The sequence below is a fragment of the Syntrophotaleaceae bacterium genome (assembly GCA_041390365.1).
Classification (GTDB): Bacteria; Desulfobacterota; Desulfuromonadia; order Desulfuromonadales; family Syntrophotaleaceae; genus JAWKQB01.
In genome coordinates this window covers 361475-386560 of the sequence record JAWKQB010000002.1, presented here as the reverse complement: position 1 = coordinate 386560, position 25086 = coordinate 361475, and the positions used below count along the sequence as shown (strand labels likewise).

Genomic DNA, 25086 nt, shown 5'->3' with positions numbered 1-25086 from the left:
AAAAAGGGGTCGATTTTCACCAGAAAAATCGGCCCAAGAACTCCCTGTTCCAGGACGTTCTCAATAGACAAAGCGGTTGTGTTTTCCCCGCAGCTCCTCTAGGATTATCCGATCTAACCCGTTTCTCCTTCTTTCAGTCTTCGTTTCCGGCGTTTGCATGATCCCTCACCTGTCCAGCATCTGGTCCGACATCATCAGGGGCCGTCGAACCCCGCAACCGGCTCCGTCCGGAAAACTCGGCACCTTTCTGGGCGTCTATACCCCCACGATCCTGACCATCCTGGGGGTCATCATGTACCTCCGTTTTGGCTGGGTGGTCGGCCACATCGGTCTATGGAAGGCACTGCTCGTCGTCCTGCTGGCCAACGCCGTCACCCTGGTGACCGCCCTCTCCTTTTCAGCGGTGGCGACCAACAGCCGGGTCGGAGTGGGGGGAGCCTACTTCATCGTCTCCCGCAGCCTGGGTCTGGAAATCGGCGGGGCGATCGGCATTCCCCTGTTTTTGTCCCAAACCCTTTCGGTGACCCTGTACGCCTACGGTCTGGCGGAATCGCTGCGCATCGTCTGGCCGGGCATCCCGGTGCCGGCCGCCGCCTTCCTTGTCATCCTGCTGGTGGGCGCGCTGGCCTCTCGCGGCGCAAACTTCGCCCTGCGCATGCAGGTGCCGATCATGATCCTGATCGCCCTGTCCCTGGCGGCGCTGGCGACCGGTTCCCTGCTGCAGGGGCAACCGGAACGACTGGTGACCCTGGCACCCTCCGGAGAATTCGATTTCTGGATTGTGTTTGCCGTGTTTTTCCCCGCCGTGACCGGCATTATGGCCGGCCTCAGTCTTTCCGGCGACCTGGAGGACCCCCGCCGCTCCATTCCCAAAGGAACGGTGCTGGCCACTCTCACCGGCCTCGCCGTCTATCTGCTGGTGCCCGTGCTTTTGTGCCTGGGGGAAGATCCTGCCGGCCTGCGCAGCGACCCCCTGGTCTGGACCCGCATTTCACTGCTCGGTCCCTGGCTGGTGCTGCCGGGACTGTGGGGCGCTATTTTTTCCTCGGCGGTCGGGTCGATCCTGGGCGCTCCCCGCACCCTGCAGGCTCTGGCCATGGACCGGCTCGCCCCCCGCTGGCTGGCCGACACAGCCCCCGGGAAAGAACCGGTGGTGGGGATGCGGATCACCCTGGTCATCGCCCTGGGAGCGGTCTTCCTCGGCGATCTCAACACCGTGGCGGAAGTCGTCACCATGTTCTTCCTGACTGTCTACGGCACGGTCAACCTGGTCGCCGCCCTGGAAAATCTGAGCGGGAATCCCGCCTGGCGGCCGACCATCCAGGTCCCCTGGAGCCTGAGCCTGATCGGGGCCGTCGGCTGCTTCGGCGCCATGGTGCTGATCAACCTCCCCTCCAGCCTGGTGGCCATGACCGTGGTCCTGGCGCTCTGGCTGCTGCTGAAAAGGCATGAGCGGCGGGAGGACTGGGGTGACGTGAGGCGGGACATCTATGAGGCGATCATCCGCTGGGCCCTGATCCGCCTGTCCGAGCGCCCGATGACCGCACGCAACTGGCGTCCGCACATCCTGGTGTTCGTCAGCAACGTGGACCGGCGTCTGCCGCTGGTGCGCTACGGCGCCTGGTTCAGTCAGAACCGGGGGGTGGTGACGGTCTGCGAACTTGTGGTGGGCGACCTGCTGAATCTCGATCTGCAGATCGGCGAGCGGGAGCGACAGATCGACGCCGTTCTGCGTCAGGCCGGGATCGTCGCCTTTGGTGAGGTGGGGGTGGTGGCGAATATCGAGCAGGGCATCATGGACGTGGCCCAGGCCAATGGCATGGCCGGCATCGAGAGCAACACCGTCATTCTCGGCTGGCCGGACGACCTGGAACGCCTGTCCCATTTCCTGAGGGTCATCCGCCCCCTGAGCCGGCTGAACCAGTCCCTTCTCATCGGCCGGGCCGAGCCGCTTGCTCCTCTCCGCGAAGGCCGGCGCCGCACGATTCACATCTGGTGGGGCGGCCTGCAGCGCAACGGTGACCTGATGCTGCTGCTCGCGTATCTTATTTCCCGCAACGCCGAGTGGCGCAACGCCCGCATCCGCATCCTCAGCATCGCCTCCAACCCTATGGCCAGGGAGCAGACCGAACGGTTCCTTGCCCGGCTGATCCCGGAAATCCGCATCGATGCGGAGATCGACGTAAAGCTCAAAAGCGAGGGGGTCAGCGTGCGGGACATGATTCATTCCGAGAGCATCGGGGTCGATCTGGTCATTCTCGGTCTGGCCGTCCCCGAAGAGGGGCAGGAAAAGGTGTATGCAAAACGCCTTGCCGAACTGGCCGAAGGGCTCCCCTCCTTCTTTTTCGTCCACAACGGCAGCCTGTTCATCGGCGAACTGGTGACCGCCGGTTCCGACTGACTTCGGCAGCCCGCCTGAAACGGAATCAACCGCTATTTTCGCATTCGCAGCCCCAAACGACGCAAAAAGTGGCGGTGCCGCACACCGGCGGGCACGTTCTCCTGCACGAAGCGCACATCCTCAATGGTATAGAACGCCTTGGGATTGAACTGCCGAATCATGCCCAGGGCATCCTTCAGATCACGCCGGCGGCAGACGGTAAAAATCAGCTGCACCGGACCGGTCTCCCCCCGGGCCTCGAGGCTGGTCACCCCGTAACCGGCCTCCCAGAGACGACTCACCAGCTCCGTCGCCTCCTTTCGGGTAATGATCCGGATGATCAGATTTCCGAGAGCGATTCTCTCCTCGATCAGCACACCACAGTAATTTCCCGCGGCGAAACCCAGAGCGAAAGCGATGTAAGTCAGAAAATTGGTCAGATTCTGCATCACCTGGCTGATGGCCAGGATCCAGATCAGGGATTCGAAAAAGCCGAGGGTTGCCGCCAGACCCTTCAGGGATCGGGCTACGAAGATGATGCGCAGGGTGCCGATGCTGACGTCGATAATACGGGCCAAAAACACCAGCAGAGGCAAAAGGACGAGACTGTAGGTTCCGGGGTCGAGAAAGGACATGAAAACTCCTCTAATATTTCTGCAACTGCAAATCAAATTTTCTCAGATTCGCATCGGCCCACGGCCGGGTTCAATTCCAGACGTTCTGCCCGTCCGCCCCAGCCGCGCGTCGAACCGGGGAAAAATCTTCAGCAATCAGAGGCCATGAAAGGATGTTGTTGAAACAAAACCGATTATAATTCAACTAAATCGATACGCTAAGCACCGCGTCCCCCACTCTGATTGAAACCGGATGAGGAGGTAAACGACATGGTACAATGGCGACCGGATCCTTCGTTCTACCCTTCCCCTCGGATGGCCATGGAGGCTCCAGCGGAGCGCCATGGCTATGTGGCCACTCTCAACTATGGCAATGGCAGGCCCGACGCCCTCGCAGTGGTCGACCTGGACCCGACATCGAGCACCTACAGCCGGCTCCTTCACAACCTCGAATTGCCGCATGTGCGGGACGAGCTCCATCATTTCGGCTGGAACGCCTGCAGCTCGGCCCTCTGTCCCTACGCGCCCCATCCCCACCTGGAACGCCGCTACCTGGTGGTGCCGGGCATGCGCAGCTCGCGAATCTACATTATCGATACCAAACCCGATCCAACCCGGCCCTTGATCATCAAAACGATCGAACCGGAAGAGATTCTGGCCAAATCGGGCTACAGTCGCCCCCATACCATCCACTGCGGCCCCGATGCCATCTATGTGAGCGCCCTCGGCTCCGGCCCTGATGGAAAAGGTCCCGGCGGCATCTTCCTGCTGGATCACTTCAATTTCAATGTCATAGGCCCTTGGGAACTGCAGCGCGGCGACCAGCAGCTGGCTTACGATTTCTGGTGGCATCTGGCGGACGACGTCATGATCACCAGTGAATGGGGCAAACCAAGTCAATTTGAAAACGGCCTGGTTGCCGAAGATCTGCTGGCGAACCGCTATGGTCACCGGCTGCACTTCTGGGATCTTCGCAAACGGAAAAACCTTCAGCCTGTCGACCTGGGCGCCGAGCACCAGATGGTGCTGGAACTTCGACCGGCTCATGACCCGGCCAAAACCTACGGTTTTGCCGGAGTGGTGGTGAGCACGGCCGATCTTTCCACCTCTGTCTGGACCTGGTACAAAACCGATGACGGCCGCTGGAACGCCAAAAAGACGATCACCATCCCCGCCGTACCGGCCGCTGAGAAAGACCTGCCGCCGGCCCTGAAACCCTTCAAGGCCGTCCCTCCCCTGGTCACCGATATCGACCTTTCCCTCGATGACAGGTTCCTCTACGTTTCCTGCTGGGGAACCGGGGCACTGCGCCAATATGACGTGTCCGACCCCTTCGCTCCCCGGCTGACGGGTCAGATCGAAATCGGCGGCATTGTCGATCCCAAAGGCCACCCCCGCTGGCAGGGACCGGTCACGGGCGGACCGCAGATGGTCGAACTGAGCCGCGACGGCCGGCGGATCTACTTCACCAATTCGCTCTACAGCACATGGGACGATCAGTTCTATCCGGAGCAGAAGATACGGGGGTGGATGGTCAAAGTCAATGCCGAGCCGGACGGCGGCATGCAGATCGATCCTGATTTCTTCGTCCATTTTGGCGAGGCCCGTTCCCATCAGATCCGGCTCGAAGGCGGCGATGCTTCCACCGACACCTTCTGCTATCCCTCCTGATCTCCTCTGGCCCTGGCTGGTAGTGATCGGGTTCGGCGCTTTTCACGGCATCAACCCGGGGATGGGGTGGCTGTTCGCCCTGTCCCTGGGTCTGCAGAAAAAAAGCGCGCGCGCCGTCTGGCTGTCCCTGCTGCCGATCGCTGCCGGGCACGCGCTGTCCGTGGGTCTGGTGGCCCTGCTGATCCTGGCCGGGATTCAACTGGTTTCCACCACTGTGCTGCAACTCGTTACCGCCGATCTGCTGCTGGTCTTCGGCCTCTACAAACTGGTCAACTACTATCGCCATCCCCGCTGGGTCGGCATGAAGGTCAACCTCCGCGACCTTTTCTGGTGGTCCTTTCTCATGGCCACGGCGCACGGAGCCGGCCTGATGGTCGCACCCGCCTTCATGGAGTTCGGCCACCGCAGCCCTCATGCCCATCACATGCAACCAGGAATCGGCCTGTTTCTCGCCGTTGTGGCCCATACCCTGGCCATGCTGCTGGTGATGGGGTCGGTGGCCTGGATCGTCTACAGGCGTTTTTCCCTCGCCATTCTGCGCCGCAACTGGATCAACTTCGATCTGATCTGGGCCGCAGCCCTGCTGATTGTGGGCGTCATCGCCCTGATCACAGCCTTTTGAAAACATCATCGCCAGGGCTGTTTCAGAACGATAATCGACCGGGATTTGACCTTGAGAAGACTTCCCTCCTTCAAGACCCGACCGGGCAGAAGACCACCCCTGCCCCGCCCCCGCCGGCCTTCGTCGAGCCAGCCGACACTGGTGTCGAGAATCGGCATCCAGTTGTCGCCGATCAGCTGCTTAGGCAGGTGAAAGGTCAGAGGTTCATGATGGGCATTCAGGACCAGATAGAAACTGTCGTCGAAAATCGGCTCACCCAGGGGATTGGGATTGGGAATCGCCTTGCCGTTGAGGTAGACACCGAGGGACTTGGCATAGCCGTGAACCCAGCTCTCCTGCGACATGGGGCTCCCTTTCGGAGTAAACCAGGCGATGTCCACGATTTCAGAGCCGTAGATGGCCCGTCCCTGAAACCAGCGGCGACGGCAGAAGACAGGGTGCTCGTGACGAAAACGGATCAGGCGGCGGCAGAATTCGAGCAGCACCTCGTCCGTATTCTCCCAGTCGTACCAGGCAATTTCATTGTCCTGGCAGTAGGCATTGTTGTTGCCGCGCTGGGTCCTGCCGATCTCGTCCCCGCCGAGCAGCATGGGCACCCCCTGGGACAGGAACAGGGTGGTGAGAAAGTTGCGGACCTGACGGTCGCGCAGGGCGATGATCTCAGGATTCTCCGTCGGTCCTTCCTCGCCGCAGTTCCAGGATCGGTTGTCGTCGGTTCCGTCCCGGTTCTCTTCCCCGTTCTCCAGATTGTGCTTCTGGTTGTAGCTCACCAGATCCCGCAGGGTAAAACCGTCATGGGCGGTGATGAAATTGATGCTGGCGAAAGGCAGGCGGGAGGTGTTTTCGTAAAGGTCCGAACTGCCGGTGAGCCGGTAACCCAGCTCCCCCAGCGTCTCGTCCCGGCCCCGCCAGAAATCCCGCACGCAGTCGCGGTACTTGCCGTTCCATTCCGACCAGACGGGAGGAAAATTGCCGACCTGGTAGCCGCCTTCGCCGACATCCCAGGGTTCGGCGATCAGCTTGACCTGGCTGATGGTCGGGTCCTGCTGGATAATGTCGAAGAAGGCCGACAGCCGGTCGACGTCGTGCAGCTCGCGGGCGAGTGCCGCCGCCAGATCGAAGCGGAAACCGTCGACATGCATCTCCTCGATCCAGTAGCGAAGGGAATCCATGATCATCTGCAGGACATGGGGATGGCGCATGTGCAGACTGTTGCCCGTGCCCGTATAGTCCAGATAATAGGCGGGATCCTTTTCCAGACGATAGTAGTAGGCGTTGTCGATGCCCCGGAAGGAGAGCATCGGGCCCAGATGGTTGCCCTCGGCGGTGTGGTTGTAAACCACGTCGAGGATCACCTCGATCCCGGCCTGGTGCAGGGTTTTGACCATCTGCTTGAACTCCGCCACCTGCCCGCCGATGCGCCCGTCGGCGGCATATTCGTTATGGGGGGCGAAAAAGCCGATGGAGTTGTAGCCCCAGTAGTTGCGAAGGTTCATGTCATGCAGGCGCTTGTCGTGGATGAACTGATGAACGGGCATCAGCTCCACGGCGGTGACCCCCAGAGATTTTAAATACTTTATCGTCACCGGGTGGGCCAGCCCGGTGTAGGTGCCGCGCAGGTTTTCGGGAATATCGGACTGAAGGGCGGTAAACCCCTTCACATGGGTTTCATAGATGACGGTTTCGTGCCAGGGGCGCCTCAGGCTGCGGTCTCCACCCCAGTCGAAATGGGGCTGGTGAACCAGACAGCGGGGCATATAGGGCGAGCTGTCCCGCAGATCGGGCATGTTGAAATCCTTGCCGAACTGATAGGGGAACACGGCCTCGTTCCATTTCACCTGGCCGTCGATCGCTTTGGCGTAGGGATCCAGAAGGAGTTTGGCCGGATTGCAACGATGTCCGCGAGCGGGATCCCACGGTCCCGTCACCCGGTAGCCGTAACGCTGCCCCGGCCTGACCTCCGGCAGGTAGGCATGCCAGCAGTAGCCGGTCACCTCGGTCAGCTCGATCCGGGTCTCCTTGCCTTCCCGTCCGTAAAGGCACAGCTCCACCTGCTCGGCCACTTCCGAAAACAGGGAAAAATTGGTCCCGTACCCGTCATAGGTAGCCCCGAGAGGATAGGGGTTGCCGGGCCAGATTTTCATCGATCCCCCTCTTGTCCAACGGCGGCGTGATCCTCCAGCAGTTCCTTGAGTGCCGCGGCATTGTTGTACCGGATTTCACGGGAGCCGAAGACCAGGGTCACCCTCCCCTGGCGCCCCTTCTGCTTCAGTTCCTGAAATGCATTGCCGGCTTCCGGGCGACTGGCCAGTTCGGCCACATAGCGGCGCTTGAATTCCAACCATTTTTCCGGATCGTGCTGAAACCAGCGGCGCAGCTCGGCGCTCGGCGCAACGTCCTTGAGCCATTCATCCAACTCCAGGTCTTCCCTGCGGACCCCTCGGGGCCAGAGACGGTCGACCAGCACCCTGAACCCGTCATCCCGGGACGGCTCTTCATTCGCCCTGCGCAACCGGATATCCATGATCCAACCTCGCCGTTTCCACCTGTTTCAATACAAAAGGCCGACGATGCCGATCAGTATCAGGTAAAAAGCCACGATGTAATTCAGCAATCGGGGCACCACGAGAATCAGGATCCCCGCCAGAATGGCGATAATGGGCTGCAGTTCCCAGTTCATGGGCCTCCTTACTCAGCTTGCGGGTTCCAATTACCTCTCAATCTCTTCCTGGGCTTCCTCGACGGCCTCTTGGGTTTCTTCGACGCCCTCATCCACCTCTTCCCCCACCCTTTCTCCGACCCCTTCGTTTTCACAGGCTCCCAGGTTGATCATCATCAAGCCGAAAAAAAGACCGATCAAAATTCTCTTAAACATTTTCATCTCGACCTCCCCGGTTTCTGGATAGGAAACGGATCTGTCCGCACTGCCGACTTCGAGTGCTTACCTTCACTTATAGCGGGTTCCACCCGGCATTCAAGTCGCGGAGAGCCGGGGGCATTTGAATCGGGAGGTTGGTCAGGATGAGCTACCTTAACCTCGATGACCGGTACCCTGCTCAGAAAGGAGATTTCATCCTTCAAGGCCTCGGCGAGGATATCGGTGCCCGGCGCCTTGCCCAGTCCCATGTCCCCCGTCGACATGGCCAGCACGACAAGATCCGGCTGCGCCTGCGCCATGATCGTCTCGAGGGTCAGAGGGGTCAGGACTTCGTGGATGTCGACTTTTTCGATGATCCCCTGCTCCACCACGTAATGCTGGGGCCGGGGATCGGCAACAATGATCGTGACCGCCGGATTTTTTCAGTTGTCTGAGAACCTTGGCTCCCGTGCGACCGGCGCCGTGAGCAAAAGCCCGAGTTCCTTCATTTGGATGAACTTTTGGACCTGTGCCGAAACATTAACCGGCTCGTTGAAAATTAAAGAAAAGCACCCTGTCATTGATCCAACCGCTCGGGATCAGGCGGTGAGGCTATCGTGCCCCGTGGACGGTTGGGAAACAGGGACTTGGACGATAGGATTTTCCATAATGAAGGGTCATGCTTTAGAATTCAGAAGGAGACTTTTGCGGAAATGACCGATTGCAGACATGGGAGGCAGACCGACATGAAAGAGATCTGGCAAAACCTGATGGAAGGATTTGGACCGCAGACCATCGCCCGATTTTTGCGGGACATCCTTCCCGATATCGCCACCGCCCTGATTATTTTCACAGTTTTTCTGACCCTTTGGATGATTCTGGAACGGGCCCTGAAAACAGTGTTCCATCGGGTCAGACTCGATCCCACACTGGCCAGTTTCATCCGCGCGATGACGAAAACGATCATCCTCACCATCGGGCTTCTGACCGCCGTCAAAGAGCTCGGTTTCGATATTACCTCGATCCTGGCCAGCCTGGGAGTGGCCGGTCTTACCGTCGGCTTCGCTGCCCGGGATGCCCTGTCCAACATCATTTCCGGCCTGTTCATCTTCTGGGACAGGCCTTTCGTGCTGGGGGACCTGATCGAGCTGGATGAATTTTACGGCCGGGTGGAAGACATTACCCTCCGTTCCACCCGGATCGTCACCCCGGACGGCAAGATGCTGGCCATTCCCAACACCAAGGTCATCAACAGCACCGTCTCCTCCTACACCAACTTTCCCTTTTTGCGCCTGGAAATCGATATCAGCGTCGGCGTCGGGGAGGATTTCGCCCGTCTTCGGAGGATCTTTCAGCAGGTGATCGCCGGCGACGACCGTTATTTGCAGCAACCCGCCCCGGAAATGGTGATCGAGATATTGGGCAACTTCAACGTCACCGTCCGCTTCCTGGTCTGGATCGGCGACGAAAAGATGCATATCCCCATGCGGTATGAATTGAGAGAAAAACTGTTCGAGGGGCTGCGATCGGCCGGTGTGGAGATGCCTTTCGAAACCTTCAGCCTGACGCCCCTGGAGGTGGTGGCCGAAAAAGCCTCCTGAGTTCTGTCCGACCTTTTCGGACAAAAAAAGCCGCGGGTGGGCACCCGCGGCTTTTTTCCTTATCTGACCTGTTTCTAAGCGTCTTTTGACGCGTCCTTTTCCTGCTGCTTTTCCAGCAGGCGCAGATCGAAGGGTTTGCTGGCCTCGCCGAAATAGACCGTCTGGTGGGGAAACGGGATTTCGATCCCCTCTTCATCGAAGGCCATTTTCAGCCGCCGCAGAAACTCCCGCCCGACCATCCACTGGCGGATCGGCAGGGTCTTGATCCGCCCCCTGATCACCACCGCCGAATCGGCAAACTGGTCCACACCCATGATTTCCGGTGTCTCCAGGATCAGCGGACCGTAGGTCTCGTCTGCCTGCATTTTTTCGAGTACGGCCTTCATCACCTCAACCACCCGGTCGGTGTTTTCCTTGTAAGCTACCCCGATATCGAAGACGTAAGCGGACCATTCCTGGGTCATGTTGCTCAAAGTGGTGATGGTGCCGTTGGGAAAAACGTGCACCACACCCCTCTGGTCTCTAAGCACCAGGGTGCGGAAATTGACCTGCTCCACCAACCCTCCGGTGCCGTTGATGATGGCCACATCGCCGACCCGCACCTGGTTTTCGAGAATCATGAAAAAACCGGAGATGACGTCCCGTACCAGGTTCTGGGCGCCAAAGCCGACCGCCAGGCCGACGATCCCGGCGCCGGCCAGGATCGGTCCGATCTCAACCCCGACCTCCTTCAACACCACCAGCAGAACAACCGCCCAGATGACCAGATATACGGCCTGGCGGATCAGTCGAACCAGGGTTTCAGCCCGCTTGACCGACTCGCTCGGAGGCTCCCCTTCCGCCTGTCCTTTTCGGATCCAGCGCTGCTCGAGTTTCCGCAGCACCCGCTCCAGCACCATTCCGCCAATCCAGCCGAGGGCCACAATGATCAGAATGCGGACGGTTGTAAAGATCAGAGTTTGCCAACTGATGGTCACCAGAAACTGGTTCAACAATTCCATGCTCTTCTTCCTCCTTGTACCCCCCAAACGGGAACTGCGAAAAAATTTCGACGAGCGTGCAGTTTGCCAATTGACGGCGTAATCGTCAAGCCTCCCTTCGGTCCCTGTCGACCCGATGCCAAAAGGCACTTTTGCCGTTATAGTGTAAAAAGTGCGAAACGGCCTCAACGGCCCCCTGGTCGTACCACTCATCGACAGAAGCGATCAGCGATCCTGTTGTCCGACCCGGAAAGCCGGGCAACGTCCAGGGAGGAAACATATGTTCCGTAATCCTGTCCACCAGGCAGTCATGGTGCTGACCGGTGCCATACTCGCCGCCGCATTCGTGGCCGGCAGTCTCATGCATCAAGAAACCCCGCCAAGCGCTGGCGCCGCCCCCAATCCCATCCGGATGGCTTTCGAGAACCAGATCGACGACGCCCTTTTCATCATCGCCATGGAAAAGAACTTTTTCCAGGCGGCCGGGGTTCCAGTTGCCGCAGTCAATCCCCAAAACGGGTCTTCAGCCGAAGCCCTATTTTCCGGCAAGGCCGATATGGCCGCCGTGGATGAATCCACGGCGCTCATCGCCCTGTCCCGGGAACTGCCCCTGAAGATCATCGCCAGCCATGCCGTCAGCCGGCCCGGAGGCCGGGAAGAGTCTTCTCCCCTGCTCATCCTGGCCAGCGACAATCTGTTGCGGCAGCGTCCGGACATGGTGCGAAACCTGCTGGCTACCTTGGGCAGGGCCGAGGATTTCATGCGGGGTAATTCGGAGGAATCCGCGACGATCCTGGGCGAAGCCACCGGCCTGGAACCAGTTCCCCTGCAGAATTCGATGAAACGGCACGAGTTCCGCCTGCGCCTGGACGCTGCGGTGCTGGCCGGCCTGGAAGCCAGGGCAAAGGACCTCAGCAGGCAGGGAATCATCGATCGGCCGCCCGACTTGAGTCGCAGCGCAGACGCCGGCTACCTGCCCGTGAAAGATGACGGCTCGCCGAAATCCTGAACAGGGGCAGTTCAACTCACCTTCATTCCCTTGCATCCGCTAATCCTGCCACCCTTCGGCTCAGGAATGTCCGGAATTCCCCCTTTACAATTTATTACTTTTTTTGTAATATTTATCCAGGAGGTCGGGTTTAATGAGATTCGAGACCGGCCGGAAAGTATATTTATGGTGATTCCTGCCAGGAAAACCGTCAAAAACTGGGTTGAACTCTGGGAGACCGGCCGCATCCTTAAGAGCTCCTTCGATGAGCAGAAAATTTGCATCAGGGACGTTTATCAGCTTCTTGACCAGATCCTGCAAACCCCCGAATATACTCCAGTGGAATACCGGGTTTCCCTGGCGGATATTCCCAACCATTTTTTCAGCGTCCGGAAAAATGTCTTTTCAACCCTTTTTCATGCCAGCTACCTGCTTCTCGACATCCCTTTGCAGCGGCGTCTCCTCTACGGAAAACTGAATCATCTGTTCCGCATCTGGGTCACCAGCGCCGACAATCTTCTCGACAAGGAAGACAAGGTGGTGGTTCCCCTGGAAATGGCCGGACAGTCCACCATCATGCGGCAGGTCATAGCGATTATGGCCGCCGACCGGGTCATGAAGCATCTGCTTGACGATGCGGTCGCTGCCGGCACAATCGATTCCGTTCAGTCCCGCCTGCTTTCAGACCGATCCTTGCAGGTTCTGCTTCCCAGCGCCGCACAGGAGGCATCGGAAGAAGGAGGTATCGTCGAGCGTCCTGATCCCGAATATGTCCTCTCGACCATCCACGTTCTGAAAACCGGTATTCTATTCAACATTCCCTTTCTCGGTCCCGATCTCATCGAAGATCAACTGGATCAGGATCGCGTGGCCGGTCTGAAAAAGGCCTTGCTCGATTTCGGCCTCGGCTGTCAGCTGCTCGACGATCTGCGGGATCTGGCCAAGGATTATCTGGAAAAAAGACACAATTATGTGCTGTCCATCCTGGCTCGGGAAAAAAACCCTGTATTGATTCAGTGGCAGGAGAGGCTTTTGCAGCCGAATGACCGGCTTTACCACGAGGTTCCCCAGGCCGCCTGCCCTACACTGAGACTGGCCCTGCAACTCCTGAGAGGGAGCCTGAAGTCCCTTGAGGATCTGGGGTTGGGAATCCGCAAATTGTCCAAAAATGACATGGCTGCCTCGATGCTGACTCTTCTCGACCTGGAAGATCTGCAATATGCCTGCTGAAACGGAACACCCTCATGACGATCCCGCTGCCCGGACAACGGGCAGAACTCTTGACCACGCGGCTCCGGTCTATGACCTGCTGGCTCCCCTCATGACCTTCGGCCTCGAACGGGGCTATCGGAAACGGGCCATCGATCTGCTTAGCCTCAACGGTACGGAAAAGGTTCTGGACATCGGCTGCGGCACCGGCACCCTGAGCAGGGAGATTGCCTCAGCACTGAATGACAAGGAACATTCCAGGGTCATCGGAGTGGATGCCGCTACGGAAATGATCAGGGTTGCGCGCCGCAAGGGGGCCGCTCTCCCCAATCTGAACTTCGAAGCCGCCCTGGCTGAAGAGTTGCCGTTTGAAAACGAAACCTTCGATTGTGCGGTCTCGACCTTTTTTTTTCACCATGTCGAATTTGCCCTGAAACAAAAAACATTGACGGAGATGTATCGCGTTCTCAAACAGGATGGCAGCGCCGTAATTGTCGATGTCGACACCCCCGACAACTGGTTCGGAAGAATCTGTGCCTGGTCCGGATACCTGCTGTTTCGCCAGGAAGAAATCCGTGAGAATATCGACGGTCTGCTGCGCCAGGCTCTGGAAGAGGGCCCTTTTCCCTTTGTTCGCCTGGTGTCCCGTCACAGTGGATACATTTCCATCTTCGAACTCAAAAAATGAGTCTCATTGCAAAAGGAGGATCAGCCGTGAAAAAATTTGGTGGATTGCTATTGGTTCTGGCGTTTTTCGGCCTCCTGGTCGCCACTCCCGCCAAGGCAGCTCCCGAGGAAGCCCAGCTTGCGGCAGCCGTGCAATCCTATTTTGCCGGCATGTTCGAAAAACTTGAAACAGCGGCCGCGCAAAACCCCACAACTGAAAGCTTTCGCTCGGTCATGAAACCTCTGGTCGAGGATATCGAAGGGTTCTATGGCAGCACTCTGATCGACAATGATTTCGTCATCCGCCAGGTTTATAAAAAACGCAATTTTCTGGCCGTGGGCTATGACCTGAAAAAGGTCGAACAACTGGACTATTTCTGGGATCAGATGCGGAAAAAACCGGCACCCCAACTGAGCGAGCCGGGCCATGGCACCATTTTACAGCCGCGGCTGATCGCCATGCGCCATCCGATCCTCCAGCAGGGACGGCTGACAGGAGTCGTCTCCCTCATGGTGAGAACCGAAGCTTTTCTGGCAGCCACCGGACTGGACCAGGCCCAGGCCTACCGCATTGTCTGTCGGGGTGAGGAGGCCGAAACCGAGGGGGATCTCGGTAAATCGTTCCGAGAAGTCAGACTGATGCTGCCCTCCACCGAATGGCTGATCCAGTACCGTTGACCCGACCCTGGACTCGCTAATTGACATTCCCTATGGGGTTCGTATCGGGATTTCAACATTTCTTCACCCCCGTATCCTGCCAACCGGCTGGTCGGACCCGACCAGGTTGTTCAGAACATGGTTCTTGGGACGGTAGTTGGGATCGAGCCGGGCACGTCGGATGACCGTCTCGTCGACCTGCTCCTGGCCGTAGGGTGTGGCGCCCAGGGTGCGGTAGAATCTCGGTTCGAACTTGCAGTAGGCGCCGCCGAGGAATTGGCGGTAGGAATCGGTCACTGGCGGCAATTCGGCCGGGACCGGGGAAATTTTGGTTTCATCCAGGGCGAGGCCGCACTTGCGGGCTTTCCCCGCCATCCACGCCAGAGAAATGTCGGAGAGTCTGTTGTCGGCGTATCCGCCGCCAACATTGGCATGGGCCCCCGAAAACCAGATCTGCTCTACGGTCTGATTCGGTTTTTCCCGGGGATCCCACAGAGTGCACTCATAGCTCTTTCGATGCTCGTCGACGGCAACGGCATGATAGGCGTTCTTCACGATACCGCTGAGCACCGTGTCGTGGAACTGATAGTAGGCCTTGTTGAACCAGTCGAAGGATTCCACCGGAATGCCGAGAGCCCCCACGGTATCCCAGACCCCCAGAAAATGGATATTGACCTCCCGCGAAAAGCTCCTGCGAAAAAACTGCGCATTTTCCGAATCCGCACCCTCGTCCCGGGTGCGATAGAGGGAGTAGGCTGCGGCAACCCGTCGAATATGTTCCTTCCTCAGCAGCCCGGCATTGCGAATCAGGCCGACCAGGCTCCGTGCCGAGTAGGCGCCCCGGCTGAAACCGAAGATGTAGATCTGGTCTCCTTCCTCGTAAGTTCTTGCCAAATGCTTGTAACCCAGCTGAATCTTTTCGGAAAGACCGACCCCGAAGGCTCCTCCGCGGATTTTGTTGTACCACTTCGTTCCGACCCCCTCTTCATACCATTTTCGCTGCTCAATGCCGGCATCATCGACAGGATGAACGGCATCATGAAGTTTCCAAACGTTGGTGCTGCTGTCGCCGTCGACGTCCTTGCCCGTATCCGGAGTGTTCCAGGTCCCATCGAAGGAGATGACGATTTTCTTTGGCATGACCAACCTCCTGACATTGAATAGGTGAGCGCAAAAAACTTGGAAAATTTCCCCTTAAACGCCATAAATCTAGTCAACTTATTAGAATCGGTCAAGAGGGTCGGCTTTGATCTCACCCGGGCCCAATGCAGGTTGGACTTGACATCTTCCTGAAAAAATTGGCAATCTTGACGGCGCGCAAAAAATCACAACTGCTTGGGTGCATGGCGCTTTTTGATTTGCCATGCACTCTTTGCTTTCTGTATCGGGTCTGCCGCCTTTGCCACACCGGAGAAAGCAGGAACAAAAATGGATTTAGTCACGGAAGCCCTCAACCGCACGGATGACAACCCGGCCGATTGCATTGAGTTTTACAACGAAGACGACCGACGGCTCATGCGGCTTGCCGAGGCGGCCAAAAAAAGGGGAGCCGACCGGGTTGAGGAACTGATGCGCTTCGCGCGCGCCGCCGGCATATGCCGGATCGGCATCGCCCATTGCGTTGCCCTGACCGGGGCTGCCCTAACCCTCGAGCAGAGACTGCAAGGGGAGTTCGAAATCAAGCGGGTCGATTGCAAACTGTGCCGGATTCCAGCCGAAGCATTGATCGAAGGCGCCCGTGGAACTGCCTGTAATCCGGTGGGCCAGGCCAGGGTGCTGGCTGCGGCAGGCACCGAACTGAACATCGCTCTGGGGCTCTGTGTGGGCCACGATCTGCTTTTCTCCAAACATAGCGCCGCCCCTTGCACCACTCTCGTGGTGAAGGACCGGGTTCACCAGCACAATCCCCTGGCGGCCCTGCAATGAGAATCTATGAGGGGCTTGAACCTGAAAGAAGCCTCGAGGGGGGAGTATTGACATGAAGAAAACAGCCATCGCGTTCGTTTTGCTGCTCCTGTCCGGGTCGGTCATGGTTCTGCCTGCCGGTGCCCAGAACGAGGGCTCCCGATTATTCGGCTGCATCGAGTTGCAGTGGCGCATCACCGGTGAAGGAACGGCCATCCGGATCGAATTTCTGAAGAAAGGGGAATCCTTCGGCAGCCTCTTTCTCAATGATCGGGAAAATTTTCGACAGTTCAGTTTTGCCGCCGAGTCAGTTTTCATCGAGGGGCGAATCCGGGCAAAGTACGATCCGGAGAACCAACGAGGTATCCTTCGGGCAGATTCGATCACCTACCGCTGCTATTCTCCCAGGGACCAATGGTTTTCGGGAGAAATCACACAGTTCGAGCTGCCGGAAAATTCCGGCTCTGAACGATGACCACATTCCCTCATTACGATAACACAACGAGGTTGTGTACCCTGTTCATTGAGAGAAACCCGAAAAAAATACTGACCTTATGAGCAGGGCGTTCGGGGAGACCTACTGCCCGAAAAGTCCTTTCAGTTTTTCACTCGCCCCCTCGACCCCTTCTCCCATTTTTTCCCGGGCCGATCTTTCCAGGTCTTGTGCCGCCCGATCCTTCAACTTCAGGGCTTCCCCACCCAGATTCTGCAACTGTTGATCAAGTTCCTGACGCACCGGGGCGGAAAGAACTTTTTCGTACAGAGCGGCAACGATCTGTCTTGCGGCTTCCGCCGGGACCACCCCCTGTTGTTCGCCGCCGATATTCACCAGCCGAATTTCGGGCAGGCCCGCCGTGATTTTTTCATTGAGACCGGGCACGGCCAGATTAACCTGCCCCCCTTGCACGACAAACTCTCGGATCAGCAGCTTTTTCCCGGACTTCTCTTCGGCCGCAGGTTCGGCCCCTCCTTTTCCGACAGTCTTTTTCACATGCTTGAGAATGGCTTGAAAATTATCGCTTTTAGCTTTTTTTTCGTAAAATATCTCAGGCTTTTGCACCGCGATCAAGTCGATCACCACCGTCTCTTCCGTAACCGTCTTTTCATCTAGATCGACTTTGATCGATTCGACGGTCATGGCATACGGAGCAGCGAACCCTTGAGGATTGCCGAGGAGAAAATTCTGCAATTCCAGCTGCCCGCTAAAAAAAGCGATGTCCACATCGCCGAGCTTGAGCTCAGTACCGGTTATCTGCGGCCCTCGGGTATTCACCGCCTGCTTGATGATCGGTCCTATCTTTGAAACGCCGAAAATGAGAATACCCACCAAAAGAATGACCATCACGCCGATAGCAATAAAAAGCTTTTTCATCCTCCACTCCTTTCAAAAAGCGTCGATTGGCTGTTTCAGTCTTCATTATAAGGGATATGAAAATTATTCTCATCCCCCGGCTTCCCTCCCATAGGCATCCTCCTTGAAGAAGATCGTCTTTATGTTACCGTATTAAAGCCCTATATCGAGGGCCTTGCATCCAAAACGAAAGGAGAAATTTATGGGCCAAAAAGGAGAAGTTTACCGCTGTGACATCTGTGGCCAGGTCGTTGAAGTCAAACAGGGCGGGGCGGGCGAACTGGTCTGCTGCGGCGAACCCATGAAGAAGGAATAAGCCGAAACGACCATGAACCCATGCGGTTTTCCGGATGGCTGCGAGATCATGCTCCAGTGTAGGTCCTACCCACAACCGTGGGGGAGCCCGTGCCGGCTCCCCCAGATTCATGAAGAATGGCATTCCGCCCTTTTTTCCAGCCTTCCGTTATGGCATACTTGAGGACAGTTTCTATCATCTCTGCCTGTCCACCCTTTGCCCGTTCCTTGACAAAAGGCCTATGCTCAAAGCGATTTTCTGGGATAACGACGGAATTCTGGTCGATACGGAACACCTCTATTATCAAGCCAGCCGGGAGGCCTTGGAACAGGTCGGTATCCCGCTCTCCCTGGACGATTTTGCCCATTTGACCCTGGATCAGGGGCTGAGTCCGCTGATGCTTGCCGAACGAAACGGTCACCCCAGAGAAAAGATCGAGGAACTGCGTCTGCTCAAAAACCGCAGATATTCGGAGTTGCTGCAAAACGGCGCCGAACCGATCGCAGGGGTGACGGAGACTCTCGCCTCCCTGCACGGCCGCGTCAGCATGGGTATCGTGACCAGTTCGAGAAAAGACCATTTCGACCTCATTCATCAGAACAACGGGTTGCTTTCCTACTTCGATTTCATTCTGACCCGTGAGGACTATGTCTGCAGCAAGCCCAGTCCGGAACCTTATCTGAAGGCTCTGGCCCTGAGCGGCCTGCTTCCGGAGGAGTGCCTGGTGATCGAGGACACCCGAAGGGGTCTGCAGGCAGCTCTGGAGGCAGGACTGCGCTGTATCGTCATCCCCAGCCGGCTAGCTCCCGGCGACAAATTTACCGGCGCCTACCGGGTTTTTCCAGATCTCAGCCAGGTCAGAGATTTCCTTCTGCAGGAGGACTTATGAGGTGGAGGAAAAAAAATTCGATTTCGATTTTACAATAAGGCCCTGACCGGTTAATGTTTTATGATGATCTGAATCTATTGATAAAACTTTAAAACGATTGAACAAATGAACAAGCAGCCCGGCGCGAAAAAAAGTTTTATGAGTCTGTACCTGCTTCACAGCCTTCTCATGGCTGTACTTCTGCTTGCTCTGGCGATTCCCCTATACCTGATTTTCACCAAACCGGTTACCGAGTCGATCCGGGGAATCGGTTTTCTTCTGATGGGGCTGCTGCCGATAGCAATCGCTGCAGTTCTATACCATATGTATGGTCTTTTCATCCGCCCGGTGCGGCAGCTGCTGCAGAACATCCTGACTTTCGGTCGCGGCAAGACCCCTCCCAGGGATTACCGTATCCCCGCCCTTTGGACCCCCTGGTTCGAATCCCTTGAAAACAGCTTTCAGAGCCTGAGTCAGAAGACCGAGGAAATCGTTCTGCAGAATCAGAACCTTGAAAGACTTCTGCGGGAACGAACCGCGGAACTGGAGTTGATCAACTCCACCCTGGGTGAGGAAATGGAGGTGCGCAGCATCACCGAAAACGCCCTGCAGGCCGTCAACATGAAGCTGCAGGAAACCTCGACAGTGGATGGATTGACCGGAATCGCCAACCGTCGCAAGTTCGAGGAATACCTCTCCCAAACCTGGGGGCAGCAGGTCCGGGACCGGGCTCCGCTATCCCTGATTCTTTGCGAAATCGATCGGTTCAGTCAGTTGCAGGATACCTACGGGTACCAGGCATCCGACTACTGTCTGCGGGAGCTCGCCGGAGTCGTTAAAAACGTTCTGCATCGCCCGGGAGACCTGCCTGCGCGTTGCGAGGGGGGGAAATTTTACATCCTTCTACCCAAAACCGACTCCCAGGGAGCCATCCAGGTCGCCGAGAAATTACAGCAGGCTATTGCCGATCAGCAAAATCAGGCAGCCTCGATCACTTCCCGCATCGGCTTCACGATCGGTCTCGCCTCCATCCTGCCAGATCGGGGCAGCTCGGCCAAAAAACTGATGGAAATGGCTGAACAGGCCCTGCATCGGGCTCGCGCCCAGGAACAGCGCTGCGTCGCCATCTGAACCTGCCTGAAAGAGACTCCCGCCGAGGATTCAAATGTCCGTTCTTCCAAGGAACCCCATGAAAGTCAGTACAGTCGGCCAGATGCGGGCGATGGATCGGGCAGCCATGGAAAAGTATGGTATACCCGGGGAACTGCTGATGGAAAATGCAGGCCACGCTGCTTTTTCCGTCCTGTCCTGCATGGTCCTTGTTGACGGTAACCTCTTTGTCGTGGTCTGCGGACTGGGAAACAATGGCGGTGACGGTTTCGTCGTCGCCCGGAAGATCGTCTCCCATGGCGGCAGGGCGGTGGTGTTCATTATCGGCGATCCGAAAAAAATTTCCGGAGCAGGTGCGCTGCACCTCAACCTTCTGCGACGGCTGCCGGTTGACATACGGTTGACCGATGATCTTGGCGCACTTGAATCGATACTGGCCGGGTGCACCCTCGTCGTGGACGCCCTCCTCGGCACCGGGCTGTCCCGCGAGGTGACCGGCCTGCATCGCCAGGTGATCGAGGTCTTGAACCGAAGCGGAAAACCGGTGCTGAGCATCGATATTCCCTCCGGGGTTTCAGGAGACACGGGTAATATTCAGGGCTGTGCCGTGCGGGCAGACCATACGGTGACTTTCGGCCTGCCCAAAATCGGCAATCTCCTTTACCCGGGTTTTGAAATGTGCGGCACTCTGCATGTCAGCCACATATCGTTCCCTGTCGACCTTTACCGCTCGCACGAGTTGCTGATAGCCATCAACGACCCTCCGCCTCTGCCGCCACGACCCACGACCGGCCATAAGGGGACTTTCGGACAAGCCCTGTTTATTGCCGGAGCGGCAGGATATTTGGGAGCTCCCTGTTTCGCCGCGCTGTCCTTTCTCAAAGCCGGCGGCGGGTACAGCCGTCTGGCCGCACCCGCCGGAATAACCCCCTTTATCGCCATGAAGGGGAGCGAAATCGTTTTTCTTCCCCAACAGGAAACGGCCGACGGGAGCATAGCCCTGGCCAATTTCGACTGTCTGGCGGATACGGCCGCCGGGCAGGATATGGTCATCCTCGGCCCGGGTCTGTCCTTGAACGGTGAAAGCCAGAAGCTGGCCCGCCGCCTGGCCGCTACCATTGAAAAACCGCTGCTGATCGACGGCGACGGCCTGACCGCCCTTTGTGCCGACCTCGGTATTCTGCGGCAACGGCAGGCATCGACCGTGCTCACTCCGCATACCGGGGAGATGTCCCGTCTGACCGGCCTGGCTGTCGACGACATTGAAAACGACCGCATCGGGATCCTGCAGCAGACCTGCAGGGACCTGAACTGTCATATCGTTCTCAAGGGTGCGCACACCCTGATCGGCTTCCCCGACGGCCGGGTATTCATCAACCTTTCCGGCAACAGCGGCATGGCTTCGGCCGGGTCGGGAGATGTTCTGACGGGCGCCATCGCCGCCGCCTTCTGCCTGGGACTGCCCTTCCCCGAGGCAATCTGCAAGGGCGTGTTTCTGCACGGTCTGGCCGGCGATCTCGCTGCTGAGGCATTCGGCAAGGACGGCATGACGGCGCAGGACCTGCTCGATCATCTCCCCCTGGCCCTCAGGCTGGACAGGGAGGGGCTGCCGGCGGATCTAGCGAAGCGTTATGCAGGTCCGCGGCTGGTCATCTGATGGCAGGCTGCCCATGCCCTTTTCTCCAGTGAATCCTGGGTCGCTTTCGGCTCGGAATCCGATTTGAAAACCTTTTTTCCATACCGACCCAATCCGATGAAGCTCCTTCGTTTTTCACCGCCACTTGAGTCAGGTGCATAATCAGATAAGGTAATGGGAAGAAAACCTTTCGCAACCAACCGTAGGGCCTTCAGGAGCCAGTCATCATGAATCATCAACGCTCAAGCGGCATTCTGCTCCACCCCACCGCCCTCCCCGGCCCCCATGGCATCGGCAGCCTCGGCCGCGAAGCCTATAAATTCGTCGATTTCCTGGCTGCGGCCGGACAAGCAATTTGGCAGATTCTGCCCCTCGGTCCGACCGGCTACGGCGATTCCCCCTACAGCGCTTTTTCCGCTTTTGCCGGCAACCCTCTGCTGATCTGTTTGCAAAAACTGGAGGAGACGGGTGACCTTGAGCCTGAGGATTTTGACGAGACCTCCTTCCCCGGCGACCGCATCGATTTTCCCTCGGTGCGCAAGTTCAAGGAACCGTTGCTGTTCAAGGCGGCCGGCCGCTTCCGCCAAACGGCCGATCCCGACCGCCAGCAGGCCTTTGTCACCTTCTGTGCCGATCAGGCCGAATGGCTGGACGACTATACTCTCTTCAAAGCTTTGCGGCAGCAGCATTTCGAGCAGCCGTGGAATCTCTGGCCCGAGGACATCAGACAGCGTCGTCCCGAAACTCTGACTTTCTGGCGCCAGGAACTGGCGGAAACAATTTTCTGCCTCCGTTATTGCCAGTTCATCTTCTATGAACAGTGGATGGCGCTCAAGCGGTATGCAAACGGGAAGGGAATCCGGATTCTGGGAGACCTGCCGATCTTCGTCGCCCTCGATTCCGCAGATGTCTGGAGCGACCCGGAGGATTTCCACCTGGATGAGGAACGCCGGCCGACCCTGGTCGCCGGGGTTCCCCCGGACTATTTCAGCAAGACCGGTCAGCGGTGGGGAAACCCACTGTATCGCTGGGATCGCCTGCGGGACAGGGACTTCGCCTGGTGGCGCAAAAGACTGGGCTGGGCCCTGACGCAGACCGACCTGCTGCGCATCGATCATTTTCGGGGATTCGACGCCTGCTGGGCGATTCCTGCCGAGGAAAAAACAGCCGTCAATGGGTCATGGATGTCGGTACCGGGCGAGGAGCTGTTTCGGGCATTGATTTCGGAAATGGGAGATCTGCCTCTGATTGCCGAAGACCTCGGGGTCATCACCCCTGAAGTGGAAGCGTTGCGGGACCAATTCAACCTTCCCGGCATGAAGGTTCTGCAGTTTGCCTTCGACTCCGGTCCGGACAACCCCTACCTGCCCCACAATCTGCAACGCAACTGCGTCATCTATACCGGTACTCATGACAACGACACGACTCTTGGCTGGTGGGAGTCGCTGACGGAAGATCAGCAGAAGTCCGTCAAAGCCTACCTGGGCCAGGATCATCCACAGATACCCTGGGCACTCATCCATCTGGCCATGATCAGCGTCGCCGATCTCTGCATAACCCCCCTGCAGGATGTCCTCGAACTCGGCTGCGAGGCCCGCATGAATCGCCCCGGGAACCCGGAAGAAAACTGGAGCTGGCGGTTTTCACCGGGCTCGCTGACGGATGGGCTGGCACAAAGGCTTGAAGAGTTGACCAGAATCAGCGGCCGGGCACCTATCTGATTGGGCAAGCTGTCAGCCGCCCTTGTCTCCCTGAAAGGTTTCAAAAATCCGTCGGGCCAGCGCCCGGGGTAGCCCGGGCATGCCTTCAAGCTCCTCCAGTGAGGCTTGGCGGATTTTCTTCAGACTGCCGAAATGGCCAAGCAAAGCCTTGCGTCGCTGTTCGCCGATTCCCGGAATCTCCTCCAGAACCGAATGCAGGGTGACACGGTTGCGCAGCTTGCGATGGTGAGTGATGGCGAAACGATGGGCCTCGTCCCGCAGCCTTTCCAGCATGAACAGTGCAGGAGAACCCTGCCGCAGAAGGACAGGATTCTTGCGTCCCGGCAGGAAGAAGCGTTCCTCGCTCCGTTCCACGCCATGGCCGCGCACATTGGCGCGGACCCGGCTCTTGGCGATTCCGACGGCGTCGATTCGCCCTCTCAGATCCATCTCCCCAAGGACCGCGGTCAGGACCGAAAGCTGTCCCTTGCCGCCGTCGATGAGGATCAGGTCGGGCAGCAGCTCTTCCTCGATGCCCCTTTTCAGCCGGCGCTTGAGCACCTCGTAGAGGGAGGCGAAATCATCGGCCCCTTCCACGGTCCGAACACGGAAATGCCGATAGGCTCCCTTGTCCGGCTCCCCATCGCTGAGAACCGCCATGCTGCCGACGCTGAAGCGCCCCTGGACGTTGGAAATATCGAAACATTCGATGCGCTGGGGAAAGCGGTTCAGGTGCAGCCGTCCGGCGATATCGCGCAGCACCTCCTGCCGGGCCTCCCGTCGGCTGCCCCGCTCCCGGAAGGACTCCTGGGCGTTTCTGCACGCCAGATCCACAAGTTGCCGTCCGGCACCCCGTTCCGACACCAGAACGCGAACCTTTCTCCCTTTTCGATCAGTCAGCCACTCGGAAATGGTGTCGGCGTCATCGATGGGAAGCGGAAGCAGCAGCCTTTCGGGAATGACCACCTCCCGCCCGTAAAACTCCTGCAGAAAAGACGAGAGCAGCTCTTCTTCAGCCAACCGCCATTCCAGGTTGTAGTTGCGCCGTCCGATCACCTTACCCTCCCGAACGAAAAGGATTGCCAACTCCACCTCTCCACCTTCCCGGTGCAGACCCACCACGTCCTGATCGCCGCCGTCCGCCGCGACCACTTTCTGCCGCTCGACGGTTTCCTCGATGGCTCTGATCTGGTCCCGCAACCGGGCCGCATCTTCGAAATCGAGGTTCTCCGCGGCCCGGCTCATTCTCTGCCGCAGGTCCTCAAGAACCTCCCGCTCTTTGCCCGTCAGCAGGGCAACGGCGCCATCGACCAAACTCTGATACTCTCCGGCGTCGATCAAACCCTGGCAGGGGGCGCTGCACTGCCCGATCTGATAATAGAGGCAGGGTCGGTTGCGCCGTCGGCAGGTCTCAAAAGGGTGGTGACGGAGGGGGAAAATGCGATAGATGAACTTTAGCGTCTCCCGAACGGCTGCTGCCGAGGAAAAGGGTCCGAAATAGCGGGCCCCGTCCTTGCGAACCTTTCTTACAATCTGAAAGGTGGGAAATTTTTCCCGGGGATCGAGACGCAGGGAGACATAGGTTTTGTCGTCCCGCAGATTGATGTTGTAGCGGGGGCGGTACTTCTTGATCAGGGTATTTTCGAGGATCAGGGCTTCCTTTTCCGTATCGGTGACGATGGTGTCGATACTGCTGACCCGGTTCATCAGAAAACGGATATGGTTCCGTCCGTCCCCTGCAGCCGAGAAATAGCCGCGCAGTCGGTTGCGCAGTTGCTTCGCCTTGCCGACATAGAGGATCTCACCCTGGGCATCCTTCATCAGGTAGACGCCGGGGGTGACGGGAAATTTTTTCAGATCGATGTCCGCCATCGGCTACCATCCCATACGAGGGGAAAAGGCATTCAGGGGCCTTCGGATGAGGATGTTACCAGAAAAAAAAAGCCAGGGGAATGACCCTGGCGGCAGACGGCTCT

General features: G+C 58.0%; 25 protein-coding genes. 16 read left to right on the top strand and 9 right to left on the bottom strand.

Annotation, left to right across the window (positions count from 1 at the left end):
* Positions 1–157: 157 nt before the first annotated feature.
* On the top strand, positions 158–2401 hold the full coding sequence (locus R2940_09090) for a hypothetical protein (GenBank protein MEZ4599932.1): 2244 nt from the start codon (positions 158–160) through the stop codon (positions 2399–2401).
* 32 nt (positions 2402–2433) lie between these two features.
* Here the strand turns inward: R2940_09090 and R2940_09085 are convergent, their stop codons facing one another.
* A complete protein-coding gene (locus tag R2940_09085) occupies positions 2434–3015 on the bottom strand; it encodes a DUF2179 domain-containing protein (protein MEZ4599931.1) in 582 nt (193 codons plus the stop codon).
* A 249-nt stretch (positions 3016–3264) separates the two neighbouring features.
* Between R2940_09085 and R2940_09080 the strand changes: the two genes are divergently transcribed.
* Positions 3265–4665, top strand: a complete 1401-nt coding sequence (locus R2940_09080; GenBank protein ID MEZ4599930.1) for a selenium-binding protein SBP56-related protein — start codon at positions 3265–3267, stop codon at positions 4663–4665.
* Positions 4631–5287, top strand: coding sequence for a hypothetical protein (locus R2940_09075; protein MEZ4599929.1), 657 nt, complete (start codon positions 4631–4633; stop codon positions 5285–5287). The genes R2940_09080 and R2940_09075 overlap by 35 nt, the downstream gene beginning before the upstream one ends.
* A gap of 5 nt (positions 5288–5292) precedes the next feature.
* Here the strand turns inward: R2940_09075 and glgX are convergent, their stop codons facing one another.
* The 4 genes from glgX to R2940_09055 are packed head-to-tail and all read right to left on the bottom strand — an operon-like array spanning position 5293 to position 8168.
* A complete protein-coding gene (glgX, locus tag R2940_09070) occupies positions 5293–7431 on the bottom strand; it encodes a glycogen debranching protein GlgX (GenBank protein ID MEZ4599928.1) in 2139 nt (712 codons plus the stop codon).
* Positions 7428–7811 (bottom strand): DUF488 family protein, encoded by a 384-nt coding sequence (locus R2940_09065; GenBank protein ID MEZ4599927.1) that lies wholly within the window; start codon positions 7809–7811, stop codon positions 7428–7430. The genes glgX and R2940_09065 overlap by 4 nt, the downstream gene beginning before the upstream one ends.
* 27 nt (positions 7812–7838) lie before the next feature.
* Complete coding sequence (locus R2940_09060; protein MEZ4599926.1) at positions 7839–7967, bottom strand: DUF3096 domain-containing protein; 129 nt, start codon at positions 7965–7967, stop codon at positions 7839–7841.
* Positions 7968–7997: 30 nt separating this feature from the next.
* On the bottom strand, positions 7998–8168 hold the full coding sequence (locus R2940_09055) for a hypothetical protein (GenBank protein ID MEZ4599925.1): 171 nt from the start codon (positions 8166–8168) through the stop codon (positions 7998–8000).
* A 140-nt stretch (positions 8169–8308) separates the two neighbouring features.
* Here R2940_09055 and R2940_09050 point away from each other — a divergent pair, with 140 nt between their 5' ends.
* Positions 8309–8599: a hypothetical protein gene (locus R2940_09050; GenBank protein ID MEZ4599924.1), complete on the top strand. Its 291-nt coding sequence runs from the start codon at positions 8309–8311 to the stop codon at positions 8597–8599.
* A gap of 291 nt (positions 8600–8890) precedes the next feature.
* On the top strand, positions 8891–9745 hold the full coding sequence (locus tag R2940_09045) for a mechanosensitive ion channel family protein (protein ID MEZ4599923.1): 855 nt from the start codon (positions 8891–8893) through the stop codon (positions 9743–9745).
* A gap of 74 nt (positions 9746–9819) precedes the next feature.
* On the opposite strand, the gene R2940_09040 is transcribed toward R2940_09045, so the two are convergent.
* Entirely contained in the window at positions 9820–10746 is a 927-nt protein-coding gene (locus tag R2940_09040) for a mechanosensitive ion channel family protein (GenBank protein ID MEZ4599922.1), read from the bottom strand.
* Positions 10747–11005: 259 nt separating this feature from the next.
* Here R2940_09040 and R2940_09035 point away from each other — a divergent pair, with 259 nt between their 5' ends.
* From R2940_09035 to R2940_09020, 4 genes are all read left to right on the top strand, one after another.
* The gene (locus R2940_09035; protein ID MEZ4599921.1) at positions 11006–11734 is read left to right on the top strand and encodes an ABC transporter substrate-binding protein; all 729 of its coding nucleotides are present in this window, start codon (positions 11006–11008) and stop codon (positions 11732–11734) included.
* A 165-nt stretch (positions 11735–11899) separates the two neighbouring features.
* A complete protein-coding gene (locus R2940_09030) occupies positions 11900–12943 on the top strand; it encodes a hypothetical protein (protein MEZ4599920.1) in 1044 nt (347 codons plus the stop codon).
* On the top strand, positions 12933–13610 hold the full coding sequence (locus R2940_09025; GenBank protein MEZ4599919.1) for a methyltransferase domain-containing protein: 678 nt from the start codon (positions 12933–12935) through the stop codon (positions 13608–13610). The genes R2940_09030 and R2940_09025 overlap by 11 nt, the downstream gene beginning before the upstream one ends.
* Before the next feature lie 26 nt (positions 13611–13636).
* Entirely contained in the window at positions 13637–14266 is a 630-nt protein-coding gene (locus tag R2940_09020; protein ID MEZ4599918.1) for a hypothetical protein, read from the top strand.
* A 63-nt stretch (positions 14267–14329) separates the two neighbouring features.
* Here R2940_09020 and R2940_09015 read toward each other — a convergent pair whose 3' ends face one another.
* Positions 14330–15385 carry a DUF2235 domain-containing protein gene (locus R2940_09015; GenBank protein ID MEZ4599917.1) on the bottom strand — a complete coding sequence of 352 codons (1056 nt, stop codon included), beginning with the start codon at positions 15383–15385 and terminating at the stop codon, positions 14330–14332.
* A 288-nt stretch (positions 15386–15673) separates the two neighbouring features.
* Between R2940_09015 and R2940_09010 the strand changes: the two genes are divergently transcribed.
* Positions 15674–16171, top strand: coding sequence for a DUF1847 domain-containing protein (locus R2940_09010; protein ID MEZ4599916.1), 498 nt, complete (start codon positions 15674–15676; stop codon positions 16169–16171).
* 52 nt (positions 16172–16223) lie between these two features.
* Positions 16224–16625: a hypothetical protein gene (locus R2940_09005; protein MEZ4599915.1), complete on the top strand. Its 402-nt coding sequence runs from the start codon at positions 16224–16226 to the stop codon at positions 16623–16625.
* Between the two features lie 102 nt (positions 16626–16727).
* Here the strand turns inward: R2940_09005 and R2940_09000 are convergent, their stop codons facing one another.
* Complete coding sequence (locus R2940_09000; protein ID MEZ4599914.1) at positions 16728–17522, bottom strand: AsmA family protein; 795 nt, start codon at positions 17520–17522, stop codon at positions 16728–16730.
* Between the two features lie 181 nt (positions 17523–17703).
* Between R2940_09000 and R2940_08995 the strand changes: the two genes are divergently transcribed.
* The 5 genes from R2940_08995 (at position 17704) to malQ (ending at position 23131) form a co-directional block, all read left to right on the top strand.
* Complete coding sequence (locus R2940_08995) at positions 17704–17817, top strand: desulfoferrodoxin FeS4 iron-binding domain-containing protein (protein MEZ4599913.1); 114 nt, start codon at positions 17704–17706, stop codon at positions 17815–17817.
* Between the two features lie 220 nt (positions 17818–18037).
* The gene (locus tag R2940_08990) at positions 18038–18685 is read left to right on the top strand and encodes an HAD family phosphatase (protein ID MEZ4599912.1); all 648 of its coding nucleotides are present in this window, start codon (positions 18038–18040) and stop codon (positions 18683–18685) included.
* 105 nt (positions 18686–18790) lie between these two features.
* Positions 18791–19795, top strand: a complete 1005-nt coding sequence (locus tag R2940_08985) for a GGDEF domain-containing protein (GenBank protein MEZ4599911.1) — start codon at positions 18791–18793, stop codon at positions 19793–19795.
* A 58-nt stretch (positions 19796–19853) separates the two neighbouring features.
* Positions 19854–21431, top strand: a complete 1578-nt coding sequence (locus tag R2940_08980) for an NAD(P)H-hydrate dehydratase (GenBank protein ID MEZ4599910.1) — start codon at positions 19854–19856, stop codon at positions 21429–21431.
* 203 nt (positions 21432–21634) lie between these two features.
* Positions 21635–23131: a 4-alpha-glucanotransferase gene (gene malQ / locus R2940_08975; protein ID MEZ4599909.1), complete on the top strand. Its 1497-nt coding sequence runs from the start codon at positions 21635–21637 to the stop codon at positions 23129–23131.
* A 12-nt stretch (positions 23132–23143) separates the two neighbouring features.
* On the opposite strand, the gene uvrC is transcribed toward malQ, so the two are convergent.
* Positions 23144–24982 carry an excinuclease ABC subunit UvrC gene (gene uvrC / locus R2940_08970; GenBank protein ID MEZ4599908.1) on the bottom strand — a complete coding sequence of 613 codons (1839 nt, stop codon included), beginning with the start codon at positions 24980–24982 and terminating at the stop codon, positions 23144–23146.
* Between the last annotated feature and the right edge of the window lie 104 nt (positions 24983–25086).

Coding starts and splice junctions, on each gene's coding strand:
- R2940_09090 (MEZ4599932.1), top strand. CDS start 158: ATGATCCCTCACCTGTCCAGCATCTGGTCCGACATCATCAGGGGCCGT.
- R2940_09085 (MEZ4599931.1), bottom strand. CDS start 3,015: ATGTCCTTTCTCGACCCCGGAACCTACAGTCTCGTCCTTTTGCCTCTG.
- R2940_09080 (MEZ4599930.1), top strand. CDS start 3,265: ATGGTACAATGGCGACCGGATCCTTCGTTCTACCCTTCCCCTCGGATG.
- R2940_09075 (MEZ4599929.1), top strand. CDS start 4,631: ATGCTTCCACCGACACCTTCTGCTATCCCTCCTGATCTCCTCTGGCCC.
- glgX (MEZ4599928.1), bottom strand. CDS start 7,431: ATGAAAATCTGGCCCGGCAACCCCTATCCTCTCGGGGCTACCTATGAC.
- R2940_09065 (MEZ4599927.1), bottom strand. CDS start 7,811: ATGGATATCCGGTTGCGCAGGGCGAATGAAGAGCCGTCCCGGGATGAC.
- R2940_09060 (MEZ4599926.1), bottom strand. CDS start 7,967: ATGAACTGGGAACTGCAGCCCATTATCGCCATTCTGGCGGGGATCCTG.
- R2940_09055 (MEZ4599925.1), bottom strand. CDS start 8,168: ATGAAAATGTTTAAGAGAATTTTGATCGGTCTTTTTTTCGGCTTGATG.
- R2940_09050 (MEZ4599924.1), top strand. CDS start 8,309: ATGAGCTACCTTAACCTCGATGACCGGTACCCTGCTCAGAAAGGAGAT.
- R2940_09045 (MEZ4599923.1), top strand. CDS start 8,891: ATGAAAGAGATCTGGCAAAACCTGATGGAAGGATTTGGACCGCAGACC.
- R2940_09040 (MEZ4599922.1), bottom strand. CDS start 10,746: ATGGAATTGTTGAACCAGTTTCTGGTGACCATCAGTTGGCAAACTCTG.
- R2940_09035 (MEZ4599921.1), top strand. CDS start 11,006: ATGTTCCGTAATCCTGTCCACCAGGCAGTCATGGTGCTGACCGGTGCC.
- R2940_09030 (MEZ4599920.1), top strand. CDS start 11,900: ATGGTGATTCCTGCCAGGAAAACCGTCAAAAACTGGGTTGAACTCTGG.
- R2940_09025 (MEZ4599919.1), top strand. CDS start 12,933: ATGCCTGCTGAAACGGAACACCCTCATGACGATCCCGCTGCCCGGACA.
- R2940_09015 (MEZ4599917.1), bottom strand. CDS start 15,385: ATGCCAAAGAAAATCGTCATCTCCTTCGATGGGACCTGGAACACTCCG.
- R2940_09010 (MEZ4599916.1), top strand. CDS start 15,674: ATGGATTTAGTCACGGAAGCCCTCAACCGCACGGATGACAACCCGGCC.
- R2940_09005 (MEZ4599915.1), top strand. CDS start 16,224: ATGAAGAAAACAGCCATCGCGTTCGTTTTGCTGCTCCTGTCCGGGTCG.
- R2940_09000 (MEZ4599914.1), bottom strand. CDS start 17,522: ATGAAAAAGCTTTTTATTGCTATCGGCGTGATGGTCATTCTTTTGGTG.
- R2940_08995 (MEZ4599913.1), top strand. CDS start 17,704: ATGGGCCAAAAAGGAGAAGTTTACCGCTGTGACATCTGTGGCCAGGTC.
- R2940_08990 (MEZ4599912.1), top strand. CDS start 18,038: ATGCTCAAAGCGATTTTCTGGGATAACGACGGAATTCTGGTCGATACG.
- R2940_08985 (MEZ4599911.1), top strand. CDS start 18,791: ATGAACAAGCAGCCCGGCGCGAAAAAAAGTTTTATGAGTCTGTACCTG.
- R2940_08980 (MEZ4599910.1), top strand. CDS start 19,854: ATGAAAGTCAGTACAGTCGGCCAGATGCGGGCGATGGATCGGGCAGCC.
- uvrC (MEZ4599908.1), bottom strand. CDS start 24,982: ATGGCGGACATCGATCTGAAAAAATTTCCCGTCACCCCCGGCGTCTAC.